Below are 18,672 nucleotides of genomic sequence, written 5' to 3'. Positions count from 1 at the left end.
AACCAAATATCTTACTTATGGAAGAAAACGATTTTTTTTAACCCCTTAGTCAATCCTGTTACCAGCCTGCGGGGCTTACGCTGGGGAACCGGTTTATCCTTTGTTTTGGCGACATAGCTGATATCCCCGCAATCCCTTTTCATATCCGTGCCAAACATATCGCGGCTCCATGCCACATCCCTTTTAACACAGCGGGCAGGATTACCAGCAATGACACAGTTGTTGGAGAATCTTCCTTTAACAACGCTTTTGGCGCCGACTATGCTTCCGGCAGCAATATTTGTTCCGTGCATGATGAACGCTCCCTTGCCAACCCAGACATGGTCACCGATGACGAGCTGATTCTTATAGTCCGGAAGACTATCGTAATTGCTGTTAATATTTTTTCCGGTATTAACATCAAAAACAGTATGACCATCACCTGCCCACATCTCAACGAAATGGGAAATCATACAGTCATTCCCGATGATGAGTTTCTTGCCGACATTCGCATGAAGCTCCAGATTTGTTTCAAAGGTAGTATTGTTACCCACCCTTACGGATGTCCGGGCAGGATGATTGAACATACGCACCTCTCCGCTGGTCAGACGGCAGTTATTTCCAAAAACAACCTCCGAACTTCCAGAGGCTCCAAACACTGTCACCTTTATATCACTGTTTATCCGACAGTTTTCCCCGAATGAAATATAAGAATTTGATCCCAAATCAAGTTTCAGATTTTCAGTCTTCAATACAGACTTCCCTATTACCACATGATTGTTGCAGCCGCGTATAACAACAGAAGAAATTACGCCTGACCATCCTTCTATGGTATTTCCGTAAGCGTCCTCGTACCTGTTTTGCGAGAGATCTAGCTCGTTCAGAATAATCGGCTTATGAACTCTGAAAATATAATCATCAAGATTGCGATATCCGGACTTTTTCAGCCTCAACGCAAATTCTGCTTTGTACGAAGCTGCAACGCTGACCACAAAAAAATCAGCAGATTTATGATAAACAGCTTTCGGCAAGAACGATTTTACTTCATCTGCTTTTTCATTGTCTTCCGTGAGGGTAAAAGCAACAGACAGCCCGAAGAATTTATTAAGGAGATTATTAAACTCCCGGGATTTTCCGTAGGTAACAATCTTTCTGCCGTTGGCCTTCTGAGCCACGTGTTTGGCCAAATAGAAAAACTCCACTTCGTTTTCCTGGCAAAATGTCAGTAAATGCTTTCTCTCAACATCATAGCAATTGTTATTGAGGCATCCCTGAACAACAGAAGCAAAATCACATTTATCATATAACCTGAAGAACAGATCTCTGTTTTTATGAAGACTGTAGGAATCATTGATTATCTTGTTTATCTTAACGGCATCAGATAAACGCTCCTTTTTCGTCTTGGCAAAATCTGTTCTGATTTTTTCAAAAAAGCTCTTTCCTTTATCGTTGTTTACCAAAACAACCGAAGTGCCCAGGCGGGGATCAAACATGCTCGGATCAGCTGTGGATATTCCCCAGAAATCCCCGATGGAAACATCCCCCTGTCTGGGAAGATGATTTGATGCGCAGGCGCTGCACACGGTATTTTTGGAGAGGGATTTCAGATAAGCTGCATAATACATATCCTCTTCCAGCGGATGAGAATATTTGGTGCCATCCTCAAAATAAGCATTGATTCCGGCGTGCCAGCCCCAGGGCTCCTTTTCTTTAAACTCCAGACGCTTGAGAGGCTTGCCCTCCAGCACATCCTTATGATACTTCTCAAACACCTTGGAGGATGATATGCCGTGGCAAAGAAGATCAACGGTAATCAGATTGTCGTAATCACGATTCAGGTAGGAATGAAGACCGGCAACCTGACAGGGCATTCCGGTAAACAGCACCAGAGCCTTCTGCTTAAGAAGCTCCCTGATATCCTTAAATACCGTCCCAAGATTGCTCTGCATGTACTTAGAACCGCGGAGCCGGGGCAAATCCTTGGGATCGCTGATGATAATATGATGCACCCTGAAGTTTTCATCATAGGCCGCGCCGCAGACATAGCCCTGCTGACTTAGAACATAATTGGCAGCCACTGTGAAAAAACCGCCAGAGGAGCTGACTTTTCTGATATCATCGGAGGCCATTACCGCATAACATTCAGGATTCTCGGCATTCTTGTAGCTGGGATGCTCCGATGTGCACTTTTTAAGGCACTGCCCGCAATCTGTGCACTTCCCCGGATCTACCTGCGGAGTGAGGAAGCCCTCATCGTTCTCCGTCATGGTTATGGCATTTTTAGGACACAGCATGGCACAGGCGCCGCAGCCGGAACAGGATGATTTCCGGACTACTGTCATCACAGAATGGGATTTAATATTGTGAACGCTTGCAGTGCCAGCCGGGATAAATTTTTCCGCTAAACATACATTTCTGATTCCGAACCCGCGATCATCGCCGGAAATCTGTTTGGCGCCAACCATGATGGCATCAAATCGATCCTCACTTTGCGCAAACTCCAGAATCAGTTCCTGCCAAGAAGCGGAATTCGGTCTCAGCCTGTAAGCAATCACAAAATTTCCGGTCTTTGAATTGGCAAAATGAATATTGACGGTTTGAGATGAGCGAACATATATTTGGAACTTCACAAAGCATTTGCTTTGATTTGTGATTTCTTCAGGCAGCAAATAATAAGCAAAACGCCCCCTGTCATTTTCTCTGAGCCTCGGCACCAGAATCTTGCTGTTATCAACAGTCTGCATTTCCCAGATTTCAGCATTATACTTGTATGAAAAATCCGTTATCATCTGTTTCTCATGCTCGTCTATGACACTCTTCTTTTTAACGGCCTTAACAAAAGCTGCGTAATCATCGATGATTAACTTCTTTTCCTTCTGAACAAGATCATAAAGATCGCCCTTGTTTTCAGAAGCTCCCAAAAGAGCATCCTTAAGATATTTTGCGGACTTTTCCCGAGCTCGGGAGACAGCCTCTCCCACCTGTTTGAAATCATAGCTTAATGCAATATCATCAACCACGGTGTCTGGATTAACAATGTGCTTATCATGGTTAAGACCCATTCTGGAAAATAAATCCGAAACTCTGGTGTCATTGGCTTTATCAAAATCCCTGTGCATGGTAAAAAAAGCCATCGGCTTGCCAAAATTAAGTGAAAAGCACGTGCCATGAAAACCGTCAACGCAAACAAAATCGGCTTTGTTAATCAGATTTACAAAACCCGCCGGATCCGTTTCCGCGCAGTTAACCTGCAAAGGCCCCACATTGTCACGCCCGGTAAGCCAGATTATTTCCAGCCCCAGTTTAGCAGCTAGAGCTACTACCTTTTTTCTGAAGCTGTCCGCATGATCAAGGAAATAAGCCAGCAGATACTTTTTTCCGGAATCAAGAATCTTTTTGATTTCTGCAGAATATACCGGCTCATTCATCTGTTCAACCCACTCGGCGGGAGTCAGCAGCATGGTCGGATCCACAACGGTTTCCGTATGGCGGCCGGTAAGATCCTGAACCAGAGCAGTTCCTGTGTTCTCCCTGGTGGAGAGATACGGCACACCGGAAAGCCATTTCTTCCACTGCTCCATATTCTGCAGACTGCTTTCGGGAATGCGTTTCCACCCTACAGAAGGAGCGTAGGACACTCTCTTGAAGGTCGGAGCAAAATGCAAATACTGCTTGGAACTGAACCAGAAGGAGCCGGGCTTCCAAATCTGATCGCTGCCGCAAACAAAGGCGGCAAACTTTTCTGTTTCCTGCAGCTGGTTCAGGGTAAGCATGGAATTCCCGGGAATTATCCCCAGTTCCTTATTGAATACAAAATGCTTATACATGAACTGATTGAAGTTGTACTTCGTTAATTGCCAGTCATACTTCTTCGGATCAACGTCCTTTAGGGAAGGATCCGGCTTCTGACCATTGATAAACCCGTCTCCGCCGATAACCTCGCATAAGTAACCGAGTTTTTCTATGGATTTATTAAGAGCGTAAGCCTGAAGAGTACTGCCGTAATTAACGCCCAGCCATGCTAAGTAGGCAACTTTTTTTGTATCCATACCTGATTTTATTCCAAAACTTTTTTCAATAACAAAACGCAGCGCCAAAAGCTTTCGCGCCGCATTAGATTTATTTATCTTACAACGAAGCTACAAGCTGAATTGCCCGATCAATCGCCTTATCCATATCGTAGTATTTGTAATCTCCCAGCCGGCCCAGGAAATATATATCCTTAAAGCGTGATTTTGCCATCTTCACGTATTCATCATACATGGCCAGGTTCTTATCGCTTTTAATAGGATAGTAAGGGGCGTTTTTGCCGTATTCATAGCTGGACGAGTATTCAAAGGAAACCACGGTATTCGGAGACCGATCGTCCAGAAAATACTTATACTCGCAGATACGGGTAAAGTCATAGTTTTCCGGATAGTTCACCACGGCAATAGGCTGGAAATATTCCTTCTTAAAGGTCTTAAAGTCCAGTTTGATGCTGCGGTACGGGAGATCTCCCAGCTTTCTGTACATCAGAAGATCCGCAGAACCGGTATAGAATATCCGGTCGTTAAGATGCTGATCCTCGACATCCTTCCATGAAGTGCTGAGACGAAGCTCGATATTTTCATGTTCCAACATCCTCTTAATCATGGCTGTGTAGCCTTCTGATGGAATGCCCTGCCAGCGGTTCTGGAAATATCTGTCATCACGGCTCACATAAACAGGAACTCTGGCGGTTACACCTGGATCCACCTCCTCAGGCTTTAAGCCCCACTGCTTCATGGTATAGATCAGGAAAACCTTCTTATAAATATAATCAGCAAGGAAATCCAAATCCGGATCATTGGCTTGTCTCAGTTCCAGAATCGGCACTTTTCTGTTAAAGCCAAAACGCTCCAGCAGCTTTGATTCCAGCCGATCCGCCAGACTCTGTGGAAATACCTTATGAATTGATTTGAGGTTAAAGGGAATCGGCACCAGCTGCCCGTCTACCATGCCGAGCACCTTGTGCATGTAGGGGTACCAGTCAGTAAAACGGCTGACAAACATCCAAACCGGTTCCAGATCCGTGTGGAATATATGAGGACCGTACTTGTGAATGCAGATCCCGTTCTCATCGTAATAATCATAGCAATTACCGCCGATATGAGGCTTCTGATCAATTACTAAAACCTTTTCTCCTCTGTCAGCCAGAAGACGGGCAACAGTGGCACCGGAAATACCAGATCCCACAACAACATTCATAGTCACATACTCCTAAAAAACACTGTCGCTACATGACTGAGGCAAAGGCTCAATTACAATAACATCAAAATCCCCGCAACCAGAACATGTCTTTGATCAACATGTCATCTTCCGCTTCCGAACACCTGCTCACTAAAGGGAAAATAACGATTAGATATTGCCATAACTCTTAAAATTATTTTGATTCCTTCACTTCCTTGAACTGTTCCTTCCAAAACTCTCTGGAACGCTGACGCGGCAATGCCTCCATATATTTTTTCTGCAAAGAAGATAATGTCAGCCGCAGTTTAACGAGCAGTATTACAAAAGTAAAAAGATTCTTAAAATACGCCTTCGGATCTCTTTTCAAAATCATGACCGTTCTGTTCAGTTCATCCAATACCGTCACCTGACTCCGCATATAGGTAAATTCTTTATACGGGGTCATCCACTTGGGAAGCATGTCCTTCTCAGTCTTTTTGATCCAGATCTCTGGCATCAGATGACCGTAGAGGCTTTTACGTCTGATAAAAAATGGCAGAACCTTTGTTTTAAATTTTGTCTCTGCCTGTTTCAGTTCCATATCAGACAATTCATCATCTGTATAGGGAACAGGCTTTTCACAGGCGCTGAGTTCCTTAATCTTCTTAAGGACATCCGTGGGAATAATATTATCCTCCCAAAATTCAGGCCCCTTCATTATATGCTGCATGGCAAGGTTTACACAGGCCGCAGTGCCGTAGTAATAAGAGTTGTTATATGCCCAAAAATGCCCCAGAAGAATCTTCTTTATAATTTTAAACGAACACTTCAAGGTCGGCACTGTAAGATGGTGAACCACATGACTTCTCAGGAACAGATAAGCCGTCATGGCGTTTTCCTTTGTTTTGAAATCCTGCTGCCAGCAGGAAACACCATTAAGGGAAACTACCTTGAAATCATTGGCATATGAAAAATCAATGTCATCGCCCCGGACAAAAAACGGCAGCGCATAATTTTTTGCCACGTCAAGAGGAAAGAAGAAAAACCACCAGGCGCCATATATCCGCTTATCCGCCTCTTGTTCATTTTCAAAGACCTTTACCGGATCTCTCATGTCAAAATCGCGATTGACAGAGTGGCATCCCCCGTCAAACCAGGCACCATTCTCCCATTGCATGAACTTGATGTTTTCAAAAAGCATGGCTCCGCTGAGAGATACCCTATGATCTATGGCATGACGCTGAAATGAAAGAGCTCTGAATATGGATCCGGCTTCACAGCTGGCATCGTCATCCATAAACAGGCAATGGGTATGCCTTCCGGTTTCCTGAAAATGAATTAGTCCCCGGGTAAAGCCTCCGGTACCGCCGAGATTGCGATTGGGGATAAGCAGAGCACCCTTTACATCATCAGGATTCAGGGTTTTCCCGTTGTCAATAACGGCAATATCAATGCAGTCCCGGTAAATATCGTGTGCGGATATGTCTCTGGTCAGCCGCAACACTGCAGCCTTTACAGCTTCATCACGTTTAAAAGTGGTAATGACTATGCCAAGGTTAACCTTTTGAGTTTCGATATCATTGGTCAGCCAGCCGCCGCCGTAAATTTCGGCAGCATCGGTATCCGGAGCATCATTGCGATCACGGTCATCAAACTCCGATCTTCGAAGCGTCAGTGTGCTCTCCGGAGATTCCTCCTGAGATACCAAACAATAACCGGGAACATTTTTTACGGCTACTCCCAGAATTCCGTCCCTGAAGTCCTCCAGAGCCACAGGAAGAACGTAAACACCGCGTTCCGGCGCTGAAATAAAGAATCTGCCAATAACGGTGCATTCCTTCTTGTGCTGATATAAAAGCGATACTTCAACATTTCCCTTAAGCTCAAGATAGACAGACAGATTTCTGACATTGGTATACTTAAGCCACTTCATGGAGCTGAAGGAATTAAAATAGGTCAGAAAATTAACGGAGCTTTCCTTATAAAGATGCACCGTCCGATCCTCATGAGAAAAAAATGACAATCCACTACTGAAGGTGCAGTAGATAGGCTCTTCAGAACATAAATCCAGAGAAGGAAACAGAAAATCGTACAGAACCTTGCTGCGTTCAAACTCTTCCGGTATTTGCTCACTCAAAGAAAAGGTCTCGTAAACAGCTGCATCGGTAATGGCAAAAAAGGTAATTTCAATAATTCCAGTCTCAAATGCCGACAAATCCAACGGAATTTCAGCATCTCCAGCACCGGATAGCAGCTTGTCGGCAATCCACGCAAAGGAATACCCCGAACGGCTTATACCAACCTTAACATTTACTGTTCCCTGAAAACCGAAACGCAATACATATGAATCTCCATGGATCTTGCGTAAGGCATTTACAGATGATGACTCTATAAGCTGATTTCCGGAAAGAAGAAATTTTTCCCCCGCCTCTAATGCCGCAATTCTAATATTGATGACCGCACGTTGGCCTGACTTGGATTTTTCTCTCGCCTCTAATGCCGCAACAATAACTTTCTGATTCATAATCTTTGATCCATATTTCGGATAATCAAACCGACATGGAATATCTTCCGGCGGTCAGGATATCAGAAAAAATTTAAAATAAACTGACAGAGTTTTTTCTCACACGTTCAATTTTCCCATGGAAATCCTTTGTCTATCCGGAGAATTAATCCTCTGATTCCTGGCGCTGCTCCCGGATGGCATAAAGAGTGCCGTTTCTGGAAACCACATACACCGTGTCTTCATCGGCCACCGGAGCAGTGTAGATACCGGAAGAATTAAGCTCCATTTTAGCCCGGAATTCCCCGGTAGCGCTGTCCAGCCAGTAGAGATACCCCTGATAATCTCCTACCACCACATAGCCGCCGGCATAGGCAGGACCGGTAACATTTCTGTAGGTTAGCTGGGTATTACTCCAACGCTCTGAGCCGTCAGTGCGGATAACGGCATACACATGGCCGGACTGATCCGTTATGGCAATATCGCTGAGATCATAAGCCGGATTGGCCACGGAGGAATACTGCCTTACCCATACCGGCCGGGAAGGATTGTTAAGGTTAAAGCCCTGGAACTGACCGTTAAGGGCAATAACATAAAGCTCATCGCTGATTACCACCGGAGCCGCATTCACATCATTAAGCCGGGCCAGTCTGGTAGAACCATGAGGCACTCCTACTTTGATTTGATTCAGAAGAACCCCCCGCTCCTGATTCACCATATTGAGCTTTCCGTCAGCAGTGCCATAGAATACCACTGCCCCCTGCACCGGCACCGGAGAACTGTCTCCTCGTACCGCAAACTGGGAGGAATCATCGCCGGTAGACCACAGCTCAGAGCCGTCCTCCATGTTCAGCGCAAAAAGCTGCCCGTGCGAGGACAGTGCAAAAACACGATCCCCGTCTATGGCCGGGGCAGCCAGAATCTCCTCTCCGGTATAATGCTTCCAGAGGAGTTCCCCCTTGACTCCGTCCACCGCATAAACCCAGCCGTTTTCACTGGCCAGCAAAATCACGGAGGTATCAAAATCCTCCCGTACGGTTATGCCGCCGGAAATTCTGGCAGAACGGCGATTATCGTTTTCATCCTCGTCATCCAGATCCAGATGCCAGATGCGGCTGCCGCTCTTCTTGTTAAAAGCGTAAACATCACCGTTCCGGGATGCGGCATAAACCCGTTCCGCGTCAAAGGCCGGATGCAGAGAAGAGAAGAATTTGCCCACGCCGGTACCTACGGAAGAGCTCCAGACCACTTCCAGATCAATCTGGTTCTCAAACTCGGGCACCGGAACCGGCACGTACACATCAACCTCAGATGAACACCCCGCAATACCGGCTCCTACTAGAACCGCCAGCAATAATCTGGATAGCTTCCCCATCTGTTATGCCCTTTTTGCTGTTTATACCTTGTCCGAAAAATCCCGGAGATTCATCGAGCCCTGTCATGTTCCTGAATATCCGGCTTCCGCCGGAAATCCGCTTTCCCGGCCATTTTATTTAGCCGGAGCTTCCGCTACGGTTTTGTCCGCTGTCTCAGCTTTGGTTTCTGCGGCATCCTGAGTATTCGCAGTCTCTGAAGGCTCAGCAGCACTGCCGGAGGGTGCGGAATTGTCAGATACCGCGGCCTCTGATCCTGCGCTGGCGGCAAACTCCGGAGCCGGCTTTACGCCCTTGTCAGAAAGCAGGTTTTCATACTTCATTTTGAGCCCCGGCTTCTCAAAGCCTTCCTTAACCAGGTCAAGAGCCTCGCGATAAAGCTTCACGGCCTCCTGCTTCTGCCCCTTGGCTGCTGCGATATCCCCGCGAATCTCGGTAACCACTCCCTTGACGGCATCATCCCCGGCAGCGCGGAGGTAGCCTTCGGCCTCGTCGTATCTCTTAAGAGCTACAGCCAGACGGGCGGCTCTGATTCTCAGGATATTGTCCAGAATCCTGTCATTGCCCCGGCCGATGGCTTCCTTAAGGTTTGTCAGAGCCTCTTCATACTTGCCGGAGGAAACCAAAGATTTCACCAATACCGCCGAAGCCAGCTCGCCGTAAACATCGCCGTGCTCGCTGATAAAGGTCTTAACTGTCTCCAGCCCCTTGGGATCATTGATATTGCCATTCAGCACTTCAGCATAGAACTCATTGGCGCCGCGCTGTCTCTGCTTGGTAACATAATCCCGGTAGAAATAAACAGCCACTATAAGGACAATGGCCAGAAGAACACCGCCAAAAATGCTTTTCCAGTTATCCTTCCACCACTTTTCCAGCTCTTCTTCCCGCTGCTTTTCGTCTTCTTCTAAAATATCCACTTTACTGTCCTCCTGGGATCCTAAATATGCTGTTTTATAAATGCGGCAATTTCAGATTCCGGAACAGTGGTCTGTTCGCCGCTGGAAAGATTCTTAACCGTTACCTGGTGCCCGGCCACCTCATCATCTCCGAGAATAAGGGCCAGACGGGCATTTACCTTGTCGGCATGAGCCATCTGCTTCTTCATTTTGCCGCCGCCGCAGTGCAGCATAAAACGGGTCTCCGGAAGCTCCATGCGAAGACGATTCGCAAGATACTGAGCCTCCCGGGCCGGCTGATCCCCCATGGAGCAAACCATGACATCCACGGAAGGAGCCGGCTTAACCAGATCCAGAGCCTCCAGAAGGAGTACCAGCCGCTCCAGACCGACTGCGCAGCCCACCGCCGGCGTAGGCTGGCCTCCCAGCTGCTCCACCAGTCCGTCATAACGGCCGCCGCCGCACACAGTGCCCTGAGATCCCAGTGCCTCGGTTACCCATTCAAAAACTGTCAGATTGTAGTAGTCAAGCCCCCGCACCAGACGATCGTTCAGGGTATAGCCAATGCTCATGCCGGTAAGAAGCTCCTTCAGGGTGTCAAAGTGCGCTCTGGTTTCCGATCCGAAGAAATCCGAAAGCCGGGGAGCTTCCTTAAGAATCTCCCCCACATGAGCATCCTTGGTATCCAGCACCCTGAGAGGATTGGTATACATTCTTCTCTGTGAATCCTCATCAAGCTCGGAACGGTATTTTTCCAGAAAGGCCACCAGCGAATCCCGGTATCTGGCACGTTCTTCCGAGGAACCCAAAGAATTCAGTTCCAGTCTGACATGATCCGTAAGCCCCAGCTTTTTCCAGAGCATGGCGGAAAAAGAAATAATTTCCGCATCGATATCCGGCCCCGTGAGCCCGAAGACCTCAATGCCAAACTGATGGAACTGGCGGTAGCGTCCCTTCTGAGGCCGTTCATGACGGAACATGGGGCCGCGGTACCAGAGACGCTGTTCCTGATTGTGGATAAGTCCGTCTTCAAGACAGGCGCGAACGCAGCCGGCGGTTCCTTCGGGACGCAACGAAAGCAGATCCCCGTCCCGATCCTTGAAGGTGTACATTTCCTTTTCCACCACATCGGTAACCTCGCCGATGGCTCTGCTGAAAAGGCCGGTCTTTTCAATAACCGGAGTTCTGATCTCGCTGAAGCCGAAAGAAGCCGCGGTGGCAATCAGCGTCTGTTCCACCTGAGCCCAAACGCTGCTCGGTCCGGGAACAAGATCGTTCATGCCTCGTATAGCGGTAATTTTTGCTGACACGGTATTTTCCTTTTTGTTTATTCTACCATCCCCCGGGATGCTTTCTCCGGGTGATTTTTAACATAATCCCGAATCCTCTGCTCCAGAGCCGGCAAAAGATCATCATTGGGAATAAGCTCCTTCCTCTGGCCGTCCTCGTAGTACACACTGCGATCCTTGGCGCCGCAAATACCAAGATTAGCTCTCATGGCTTCTCCGGGGCCGTTTACGATACAGCCCATGACGGCCACAGTGATATTGGCGGTAATGTCAGAAAGACGTTCCTCCAAAGTATTCACAATCCCGATAACATCGCAGCCCCGGCGGGAACAGGTAGGACAGGCCACAAAGCTGATACCCCGGGAACGGATCCCCAGGCCCTTTAAAATATCAAACCCTACTTTAACTTCCTCCACAGGATCTGCGGCCAGAGATACCCTAAGGGTGTCGCCGATCCCCTCCCGAAGCAGCCAGGAAAGACCCATGGAGCTTATTACCGTACCCTTTCTGAGTCCGCCAGCCTCGGTAACACCTAAATGAAGAGGCTGATCAATCCGGGAGGCCAGGAGATGGTAGGCCTCATAGCACAGAAAAACATTGGAGGCCTTAACGCTGACCTTGAAATCCGGGAAGTTCATTTTATCCAGAATGTCAACATGACGCATGGCGGACTCCACCAGAGCTTCAGGCACGGGTTCTCCGTAGCGTTCCAGAAGATCCCGTTCCAGAGAGCCGCCGTTTACCCCGATTCTGATAGGAATGTGACGCTCCCTGGCCGCCTCCACCACTGCTCTGATCTTGTCCTCGCTGCCGATGTTGCCAGGATTGATGCGCAGACAATCAGCCCCGTATTCAGCCACTTTAAGCGCAATGCGGTAATCAAAATGAATATCAGCCACCACAGGAACCGGGGAACCGGAACGAATCTCCTTAAAGGCTTCCGCAGCCTTCATGCTGGGCACGCTGACACGCACAATATCAGCTCCGGCAGCGGCAATAGCCCGGATCTGGCATAAGGTAGCTGCCACATCCTGAGTATCGGTATTGGTCATGCTCTGCACCGATATGGGAGCATCACCGCCCACCGGCACATTGCCAACCATGATCTTTCTGCTTTTGCGGCGTTTTATCTCACTGAAGTTCATCCTTGTCTGACCTTATTTATGATCTGTTTATAACCTGTGCCTGACCGCTGACTGCTGTCTTCCCGGCTTTTCTGCCTGAGCTTTCATAAAAAACTCGCCGCAAAGACGCCCAAAGCCCGGCATCATCAGGGGATTAATTCTTCATAACCTGGTCAGCCTTTCTTCTGACCTCTTCAGGGTCATAGACCCGACCGTTTCCTGATACCTGCCTGACCTTGACATTGGCTGCAGCCGGAGCGGACCTGGCAGCAGGTTTTGCTCCCTCGCTTGCCAGCGAACGCACCTCGCCTGCCTTAAGAGCCGGCTGTTTTCCCGGTTTGGCAGCCGGAGCGGGTGCGGCAGGCTTTGCGCCGTTAAGATTGCGCGGGCCGGTCTTCTGGTTTGCGGGAGCTGCTTTCTGGGCAGGCGCTTTAGGATCTGGCTTATTGGACTGCTGTTTAGCGGGAGGAGTTCCCTTGCCGGCAGCCGGAGTCTTTTTGAGACCCATTTCATCCGCGAGAGATCTTACCTCTCCGGCTTTAAGAGGCTTCCGGGAAGCCGGCGCGGCAGCAGGAGCGCCTGAAGTTCCCGGCTTTTTGGCATCATTCTTCTTTGCCGTGTCCGGTCTGGTATGCGAAGGAGCAGCGGTATTGTTCACAATTTCCGGCTTCCTCATGCCATATCCGGCATTGGGATTTTTGCCTGCTGCATTGTCCTTTTTCGCGGTATCTCCCGGCTTTTCCATTCCGGAAGTTCTTCTGTCCGGATCGGGGAGCATGGAGGGGCCATCAGGAATATTCCCGGCTGCCTTGAGTTCTTCGTCAAAGGTAATAACGCCGGATTCCACCGGGGTTTCCGGGATAATCTCCGGAGGAGTCTCCTCCGGCAGAAGAACGGAACCGCCCTCATCCGGATCGCTGCCGGAAAGAGACAGGGATTCGTCAGCAGGAGAAACGGGAAGAGGATCCGCAGCCTTAGGAGGTTCGGGAAGGTTTGCAGCGGAGCTGTTCCTCTTGATTTCCGTAAGATTGAGCTCCTCGCCTTCCTGAGAGCCGGAGTTGCCTGCGCCGGGTTCAGCTATCAGGGCCTGTTCCGCCTCAGGCTTGCCGTCGGATCCTCCGGAAGCGATAAGAAGAGCAAGACCTACGGCAATAACGGCCAGAGCTCCGATGCCCACTCCGGTGCGAATCAGGCGCATGCGGGAGCTTTCATCATCTGCCGCCTGACTCTTCGACTGAGCCAGAATCGCCCTGACCTCAGCCAGATCTATACCCATGTACCGGGCATAAGCGAGACATTCGCCCTCTTTGAGATGGCTGAAATTTCCATTCTCCATGTCACTCAGCACATGGCTTCTGATCTGCAGTCTGTCGGATACGTCAATAAGACTGAGATTGTGCCTGATTCTGAGAGATCTGAGTCTCTCACCCAGCTGCGCCGCCGGGGAAGCGCCGTTCTCCGGCGCAGTGTTAGTATCTGTCATTTTTCTTCAATTCTTGTGTATGGGTTAAAACTTGCCCTTGATATAATCCTTGGCTTCCTGACTGCGGGGGAATCTTCTGGTAAGACTGAGGCCCAGCTCGGAGGCTTCGTCATAGTTTTTCAGACATTTCTCGATTTTGATTTTCAAAGCCAGAACCTGCGGAGAAGCTTCCTTGACAAAAAGTCCAAAGGTATGAATGAGATCGTGAGCTTTGGTGCATTGATTCTGAGAATATGTCCAAAGAGCGTAGCTGTACAGCGTGTCCGGATCGGATCCTCCATACTGCCTGGCTTTTTCAAAATACTCCCCGGCCTTGTCATGCCTATCGTGGTCGGCAGCGCAGCGGGCGGCGCTGGCATAGGTGTAGCCAATGTCAGCATATTTGGGAATGGCCACCGCCTTATGAAAAAGCTCAAACGCCTTATCCAACTCATGGCATTTGCACAGGAAATTGGCATACTGGGTTAAGGTGGTGCCGGAGGAGGAAAACTTACTGTAGGACTTCTCGTAAATCTCCCGGGCTTTTTCCGTATCCTTTACCGTCTCGTAGTAGTTGCCCCAGGAAAGAAACAGGAGCTCACTGTCAGGATCATAATTCTGGGCAATCTCCAGATTCTCCTTGGCTCTGGTCATGTCCTTCTGGGCAATATAGGCATTGGCAAGGCGCAATCTGGCAATGGAGGCCTTTTCGTAGTCAATCTTGCCGACATCCTTGACAATGTCATTGCCATCGGCATCCTTGCCGATGACGACTTCCTTGCTGGTAACACATCCGGCAAGAGCCGCTGAAATGAGCAGCAAACCCAATATTCTCTTCATATTTGCAAATCCTAAAAAATCACCCGGAAACGGAAGCTTCTTCCTGAGCAGCTTTAAGCCTGTTTCTGACCTCGCCGGCCAGCTGTCCGCAGGCTGCCTTGATATCATCGCCCCGGGTTTTTCTGGTAACCACTGTATAACCATGATCATACAGAACCTGGTAAAATCTTTGCTGCGCTTCCCGGGACGGCTTCATAAAAGAGCTTTCGCCGTGGGGATTAAACGGTATCAGATTAATTTTGCAGGGGGTGCGTTTTAAAAGACGGGCCAGCTCCTCGGCATGTTTTTCTGAATCATTAACCCCTGCCAGAAGCACATATTCTACAGTAACACGGCCGCTATTGGCATTAGAGGAACTTACGTATTTTCGTACCGCATCCAGAAACTCGGCGATATTATACTTTTTGTTGAGGGGCACCAGTCTGTCCCTGAGAGCATCGTTAGAGGCATGCAGGGAAATGGCCAGAGCCACGTCAACCTTGCCGATAAGCTCCAAAATGCCCGGCACTACACCGGAGGTGGATATGGTAACTCTTCTTTTTGAAAGGCCGAAACCGAAATCATCCAGCATGATGTTTATCGCCGGAATGACATTTTTGAGATTTAACAGCGGTTCTCCCATGCCCATAAGCACTACATTGTCGATGGCCCGGTATTTGGCATCAGGAGTAAAGCCGATAGATTCCGTGGCCCGCCAGACCTGGCCGATGATCTCCGCCGTGGTAAGATTTCTGTTAAAGCCCTGATGCCCGGTGGAGCAGAAGGGACAGCCCACAGGACAGCCCACCTGAGTGGAAACGCAGAGAGTGGCCCGGTCATCCTCGGGAATATAGACTGTTTCCACCAGCTGACCGTCCCCCGCATCCAAAGCCCATTTAATGGTGCCGTCGGAGCTTCTGGCTTCGGCTTTGACCTCGGGAGCCCGGATCTCGCACAGGGAGGCCAGTCTTTCTCTGAGTGCCTTATTAATGTTGGTCATCCGGGAAAAATCCGTTACTCCGAACTGATAGATCCATTTCATAAGCTGATCCGCCCGGAATTTCTTTTCATCCAGACTCAGCATGAAATCATTGAGACCCTCATGATCCAGATCCATGAGATTCAGTTTAGTGTCAGACATTTTCCCGCCCAGAGCAAACAATACCGTGGCGGATTCTATCACAGATACGGCCCGGTGTCATTTTGCGAAGGAGGTGACAAAGAACGAGCCTCATGGAGAATGATTTCACAGCCCAGGAAAGTCTGGGAGTTCAACCATTGGATGGTCTCAATGCTGGTCAGTTCACACAGCAGACTTTTGTTCATAACCAGAGCGTTTTATTACACTTAATGTTGGTCATTCCTTGTCCCCTTATTTTTTGACAAGGGGGCAGCAGTTATGGAAACGGCTTTATCGATATGACGTTTTGTTCATGTATTTGCTTCTGGCCGATTCCAATCAATGGTGCGAAAGAACCTAAAAAACAGGCTTATGACTAAAATGTTTTATTTTAGAATAGTATTACGAGTGCATTCGGCGATTAATTATTTAAATTTATCAAAAACTCAACAAGATCGACAACCTTTGTGGAAGGATTATCTGTACCGTGACTCTCGGCAAATTGGTTAGCACGTCTGGCATTTTCTATAGCTGTTGGTAAGCGAGGTTCCAGTTTTCCAAAAACCGATTTGTCTTTCTTTTCGTAATCGGGCAAATGCTTTTTTAATGCTATGATAACATTATCAGCGGCAGATTTACTTCCCGATGGTGAAAACGGACTGCAAGTATAACAAAAATGCAGAATAAACCAATACTCAAAACAGGGGACGGAAAGAATATCCTCATAACCATTGCTCCTCATTTTATGCAGTGCCTGGCTTAAGTTTTTATGAGAATCCTTGTCAAAGACACAAAAAACCCTGTCGTAAGGATAACCTTGTTTTTTGGATAATTTACTGCATAGTTCCGCTTTCTCAAAAACACTCATCGGATCTGAGCCTTTAGGATGCACTATCTCAATATCGGCAGTATTTATCCTGTACCTCTTTCTCAGTTCTTCAAAATATAAAGGTTCTGTTTTTTCACCCTCGCACACAATTAGAATTTTAGCCTTAAATTCCTTATTTTTTCTTTTTCGTTCAAGCTGATTTGCTGCTCTGGCCGCTTTTTTCTTTTTAAATAAATCATCACTTCCCATTTATAAAACGTCCTCCGCATCCCCAATAAACGGGAGAGCTCCATATTTTCCGCCAAGATACAACTTTTCAATATTTAAATCCGTATTATCACTATTTTTCCCGATAACAGGCTTCCTAAAATCAAAAAGCGAAAACAGATCTGAAGAATGATTTTTATTCTGCTCGCAAAACCAAATCTGATCTTCTCGTAAAAAGTTTAATGATAAAACAGATGTGTCATGCGTTGTAAAAATCAATTGAGCATTTTTCTTATTGGTATTTTTGTTATGGAACAAATTAACTATAAATTTAACCAGTTTTGGATGCAAATTCACATTAATTTCGTCAATGCATAAAACATAGCCATTCTGCAGCACATCAATCAAAGGGCCGACAAATGCAAAAAATCTTCTGGTACCATCAGATTCATTAAAAAAATCAAAATCAACAGATTGATTTTCATCATCTAAGTGACTAGTGACGATTTTCAAAGTTTTTTTAGATTTTATCTCCTGTTCAATATACAATCTTACGGGTTCTGGATACTCTGAAAGATCCGGATTTTCCCGCGGCGCTTCTTCAACATGAATATTAGAAATATTAAAATCAGCTATTTTCATGAAGTTCAGAATCTTTTCTCTGACTTGCTCATTGTCCTTGTACATTATTGCGCTGAATACCGGAGGAAAGTAACTTGAGCCAATCAGAAACCGCAGCGTGTTTGCAAACCAGTCGAAAACGGGCTTTAACTGCGAGCTGTTCAGCAAAACCGCAGTTGTCAGAAAAAGAGCATTTTCCCGAGTAGCCTTGAGCCAAACCTGTCTGGTTCCCTGAAAATACGTCCCAAATCGCCAGGCATACTGTTTTGATTCAGTGTCCCAAACGCGTTCAAACCATTTTTGACTGCGGTCTTTCGGAGTGACAAAAAGCCATTCCTCAAAAATCTGCGCCGGAGAAGCACTGAAACCGTACTGATAAACCACGCCGTTAACAGCAAAAGTCACTTCAAATTCCGTCGGACTTTCTCGGGATTCCTGACTTAGCTTAAAGGGAGTTACCGGGAGGGGCTCACCGGGCTTAAACGTCTCTGTAACAAGCGTTTTCATCAGGTACAGAGCGTTTATAAGATTGGATTTGCCGCTGGCATTAGCCCCGAATACCGCAGCGCTTTTAAGTAATCTCAGTTTCCTGCGGTTATCAAAAGACATCAGGTTATCAGGAAGATCAGCATTGTTTCCGGCGATAAGACTCAGCGTCTGCGAGTCTTTAAATGACAAATAATTCTGTACTCTGAAATCAATCAGCATAACTCACCTATGAACACTCAGAATTTTCGGCAATTTCATCTCTGTCGCAATTATCACCGACTCAGCTGCGGCGGTTTAAGTACCATGACTTACGCACTGAGACCAACCCGTGAGCCCGCAGACCAGAGCAATATTCACAATCCTGAATAACAAGTCTGTCACCTGAAACAAAAACCGGTAATGCGGCGGAACAGAGCGGACAAATATAATGTCCGGCACACAAATTTATGACGCAGCGGAGCCACTTCAGGGAGCGGAAAGAACATGCTGTCAATCTTATCGCAAACATAACGGTAAATCCTGGCCGCTTCACCGGGATCCCGCACCCTTGACGTCATGAAATGAAGCTGCATCAGCATTTTATAGTTACAGAAACCGATATCACGGTATCCCTGCTCCTTCACCCATTTGAGCTCATGCTCCCAGTTTAAAAAAATTGCATTCAGCTTGTCTTCCGGACGCTTTACCGACTGATTCTGATGGGAAACATAGAAATACTTCGCTTGGTTTATCAGAAAAACCTGAGGCTCCGCATAGAAGAGAGAAACC

At 47.5% G+C, this 18,672-nt stretch carries 13 protein-coding genes; all 13 read right to left on the bottom strand.

The features are described from left to right. Window positions 1-11 precede the first annotated feature (11 nt). Window positions 12-4,028 carry a polysaccharide pyruvyl transferase family protein gene (locus ACJROR_RS04220; RefSeq protein WP_406546003.1) on the bottom strand — a complete coding sequence of 1,339 codons (4,017 nt, stop codon included), beginning with the start codon at window positions 4,026-4,028 and terminating at the stop codon, window positions 12-14. Between the two features lie 79 nt (window positions 4,029-4,107). Then, window positions 4,108-5,208, bottom strand: a complete 1,101-nt coding sequence (gene glf / locus ACJROR_RS04215; RefSeq protein WP_406546013.1) for a UDP-galactopyranose mutase — start codon at window positions 5,206-5,208, stop codon at window positions 4,108-4,110. A gap of 175 nt (window positions 5,209-5,383) precedes the next feature. Further along, entirely contained in the window at window positions 5,384-7,693 is a 2,310-nt protein-coding gene (locus ACJROR_RS04210; protein ID WP_406546002.1) for a hypothetical protein, read from the bottom strand. 145 nt (window positions 7,694-7,838) lie between these two features. Continuing rightward, window positions 7,839-9,047 (bottom strand): outer membrane protein assembly factor BamB, encoded by a 1,209-nt coding sequence (gene bamB / locus ACJROR_RS04205; protein ID WP_406546001.1) that lies wholly within the window; start codon window positions 9,045-9,047, stop codon window positions 7,839-7,841. A gap of 114 nt (window positions 9,048-9,161) precedes the next feature. Next, entirely contained in the window at window positions 9,162-9,965 is an 804-nt protein-coding gene (locus ACJROR_RS04200) for a YfgM family protein (RefSeq protein ID WP_406546000.1), read from the bottom strand. Window positions 9,966-9,985: 20 nt separating this feature from the next. Next, window positions 9,986-11,254 (bottom strand): histidine--tRNA ligase, encoded by a 1,269-nt coding sequence (gene hisS / locus ACJROR_RS04195; RefSeq protein WP_406545999.1) that lies wholly within the window; start codon window positions 11,252-11,254, stop codon window positions 9,986-9,988. A 17-nt stretch (window positions 11,255-11,271) separates the two neighbouring features. Next, window positions 11,272-12,378, bottom strand: coding sequence for a flavodoxin-dependent (E)-4-hydroxy-3-methylbut-2-enyl-diphosphate synthase (gene ispG, locus ACJROR_RS04190; RefSeq protein ID WP_406545998.1), 1,107 nt, complete (start codon window positions 12,376-12,378; stop codon window positions 11,272-11,274). A 133-nt stretch (window positions 12,379-12,511) separates the two neighbouring features. Next, complete coding sequence (locus ACJROR_RS04185; protein WP_406545997.1) at window positions 12,512-13,840, bottom strand: helix-turn-helix domain-containing protein; 1,329 nt, start codon at window positions 13,838-13,840, stop codon at window positions 12,512-12,514. A 24-nt stretch (window positions 13,841-13,864) separates the two neighbouring features. Continuing rightward, the gene (locus ACJROR_RS04180; RefSeq protein ID WP_406545996.1) at window positions 13,865-14,659 is read right to left on the bottom strand and encodes a tetratricopeptide repeat protein; all 795 of its coding nucleotides are present in this window, start codon (window positions 14,657-14,659) and stop codon (window positions 13,865-13,867) included. 19 nt (window positions 14,660-14,678) lie between these two features. Further along, window positions 14,679-15,779, bottom strand: coding sequence for a 23S rRNA (adenine(2503)-C(2))-methyltransferase RlmN (rlmN, locus tag ACJROR_RS04175; protein WP_406044045.1), 1,101 nt, complete (start codon window positions 15,777-15,779; stop codon window positions 14,679-14,681). Window positions 15,780-16,179: 400 nt separating this feature from the next. Then, entirely contained in the window at window positions 16,180-16,836 is a 657-nt protein-coding gene (locus ACJROR_RS04170; protein WP_406545995.1) for an RloB family protein, read from the bottom strand. Beyond that, complete coding sequence (locus ACJROR_RS04165) at window positions 16,837-18,123, bottom strand: ATP/GTP-binding protein (RefSeq protein ID WP_406545994.1); 1,287 nt, start codon at window positions 18,121-18,123, stop codon at window positions 16,837-16,839. Between the two features lie 158 nt (window positions 18,124-18,281). Further along, on the bottom strand, window positions 18,282-18,672 hold a 391-nt coding region (locus tag ACJROR_RS04160), incomplete at its 5' end, for a hypothetical protein (RefSeq protein ID WP_406545993.1).

It is taken from the genome of Succinimonas sp., assembly GCF_045225735.1.
Taxonomy (GTDB): domain Bacteria; phylum Pseudomonadota; class Gammaproteobacteria; order Enterobacterales; family Succinivibrionaceae; genus Succinimonas.
This window is presented reverse-complemented; position numbering and strand designations above follow the sequence as displayed.

What these genes read in the sequence shown, in the direction of transcription:
- ACJROR_RS04210 (WP_406546002.1), bottom strand. Translation starts at nt 7,693, where the DNA reads ATGAATCAGAAAGTTATTGTTGCGGCATTAGAGGCGAGAGAAAAATCC.
- ACJROR_RS04170 (WP_406545995.1), bottom strand. Translation starts at nt 16,836, where the DNA reads ATGGGAAGTGATGATTTATTTAAAAAGAAAAAAGCGGCCAGAGCAGCA.
- ACJROR_RS04185 (WP_406545997.1), bottom strand. Translation starts at nt 13,840, where the DNA reads ATGACAGATACTAACACTGCGCCGGAGAACGGCGCTTCCCCGGCGGCG.
- rlmN (WP_406044045.1), bottom strand. Translation starts at nt 15,779, where the DNA reads ATGTCTGACACTAAACTGAATCTCATGGATCTGGATCATGAGGGTCTC.
- bamB (WP_406546001.1), bottom strand. Translation starts at nt 9,047, where the DNA reads ATGGGGAAGCTATCCAGATTATTGCTGGCGGTTCTAGTAGGAGCCGGT.
- ACJROR_RS04220 (WP_406546003.1), bottom strand. Translation starts at nt 4,028, where the DNA reads ATGGATACAAAAAAAGTTGCCTACTTAGCATGGCTGGGCGTTAATTAC.
- ACJROR_RS04180 (WP_406545996.1), bottom strand. Translation starts at nt 14,659, where the DNA reads ATGAAGAGAATATTGGGTTTGCTGCTCATTTCAGCGGCTCTTGCCGGA.
- glf (WP_406546013.1), bottom strand. Translation starts at nt 5,208, where the DNA reads ATGAATGTTGTTGTGGGATCTGGTATTTCCGGTGCCACTGTTGCCCGT.
- ACJROR_RS04165 (WP_406545994.1), bottom strand. Translation starts at nt 18,123, where the DNA reads ATGCTGATTGATTTCAGAGTACAGAATTATTTGTCATTTAAAGACTCG.
- ispG (WP_406545998.1), bottom strand. Translation starts at nt 12,378, where the DNA reads ATGAACTTCAGTGAGATAAAACGCCGCAAAAGCAGAAAGATCATGGTT.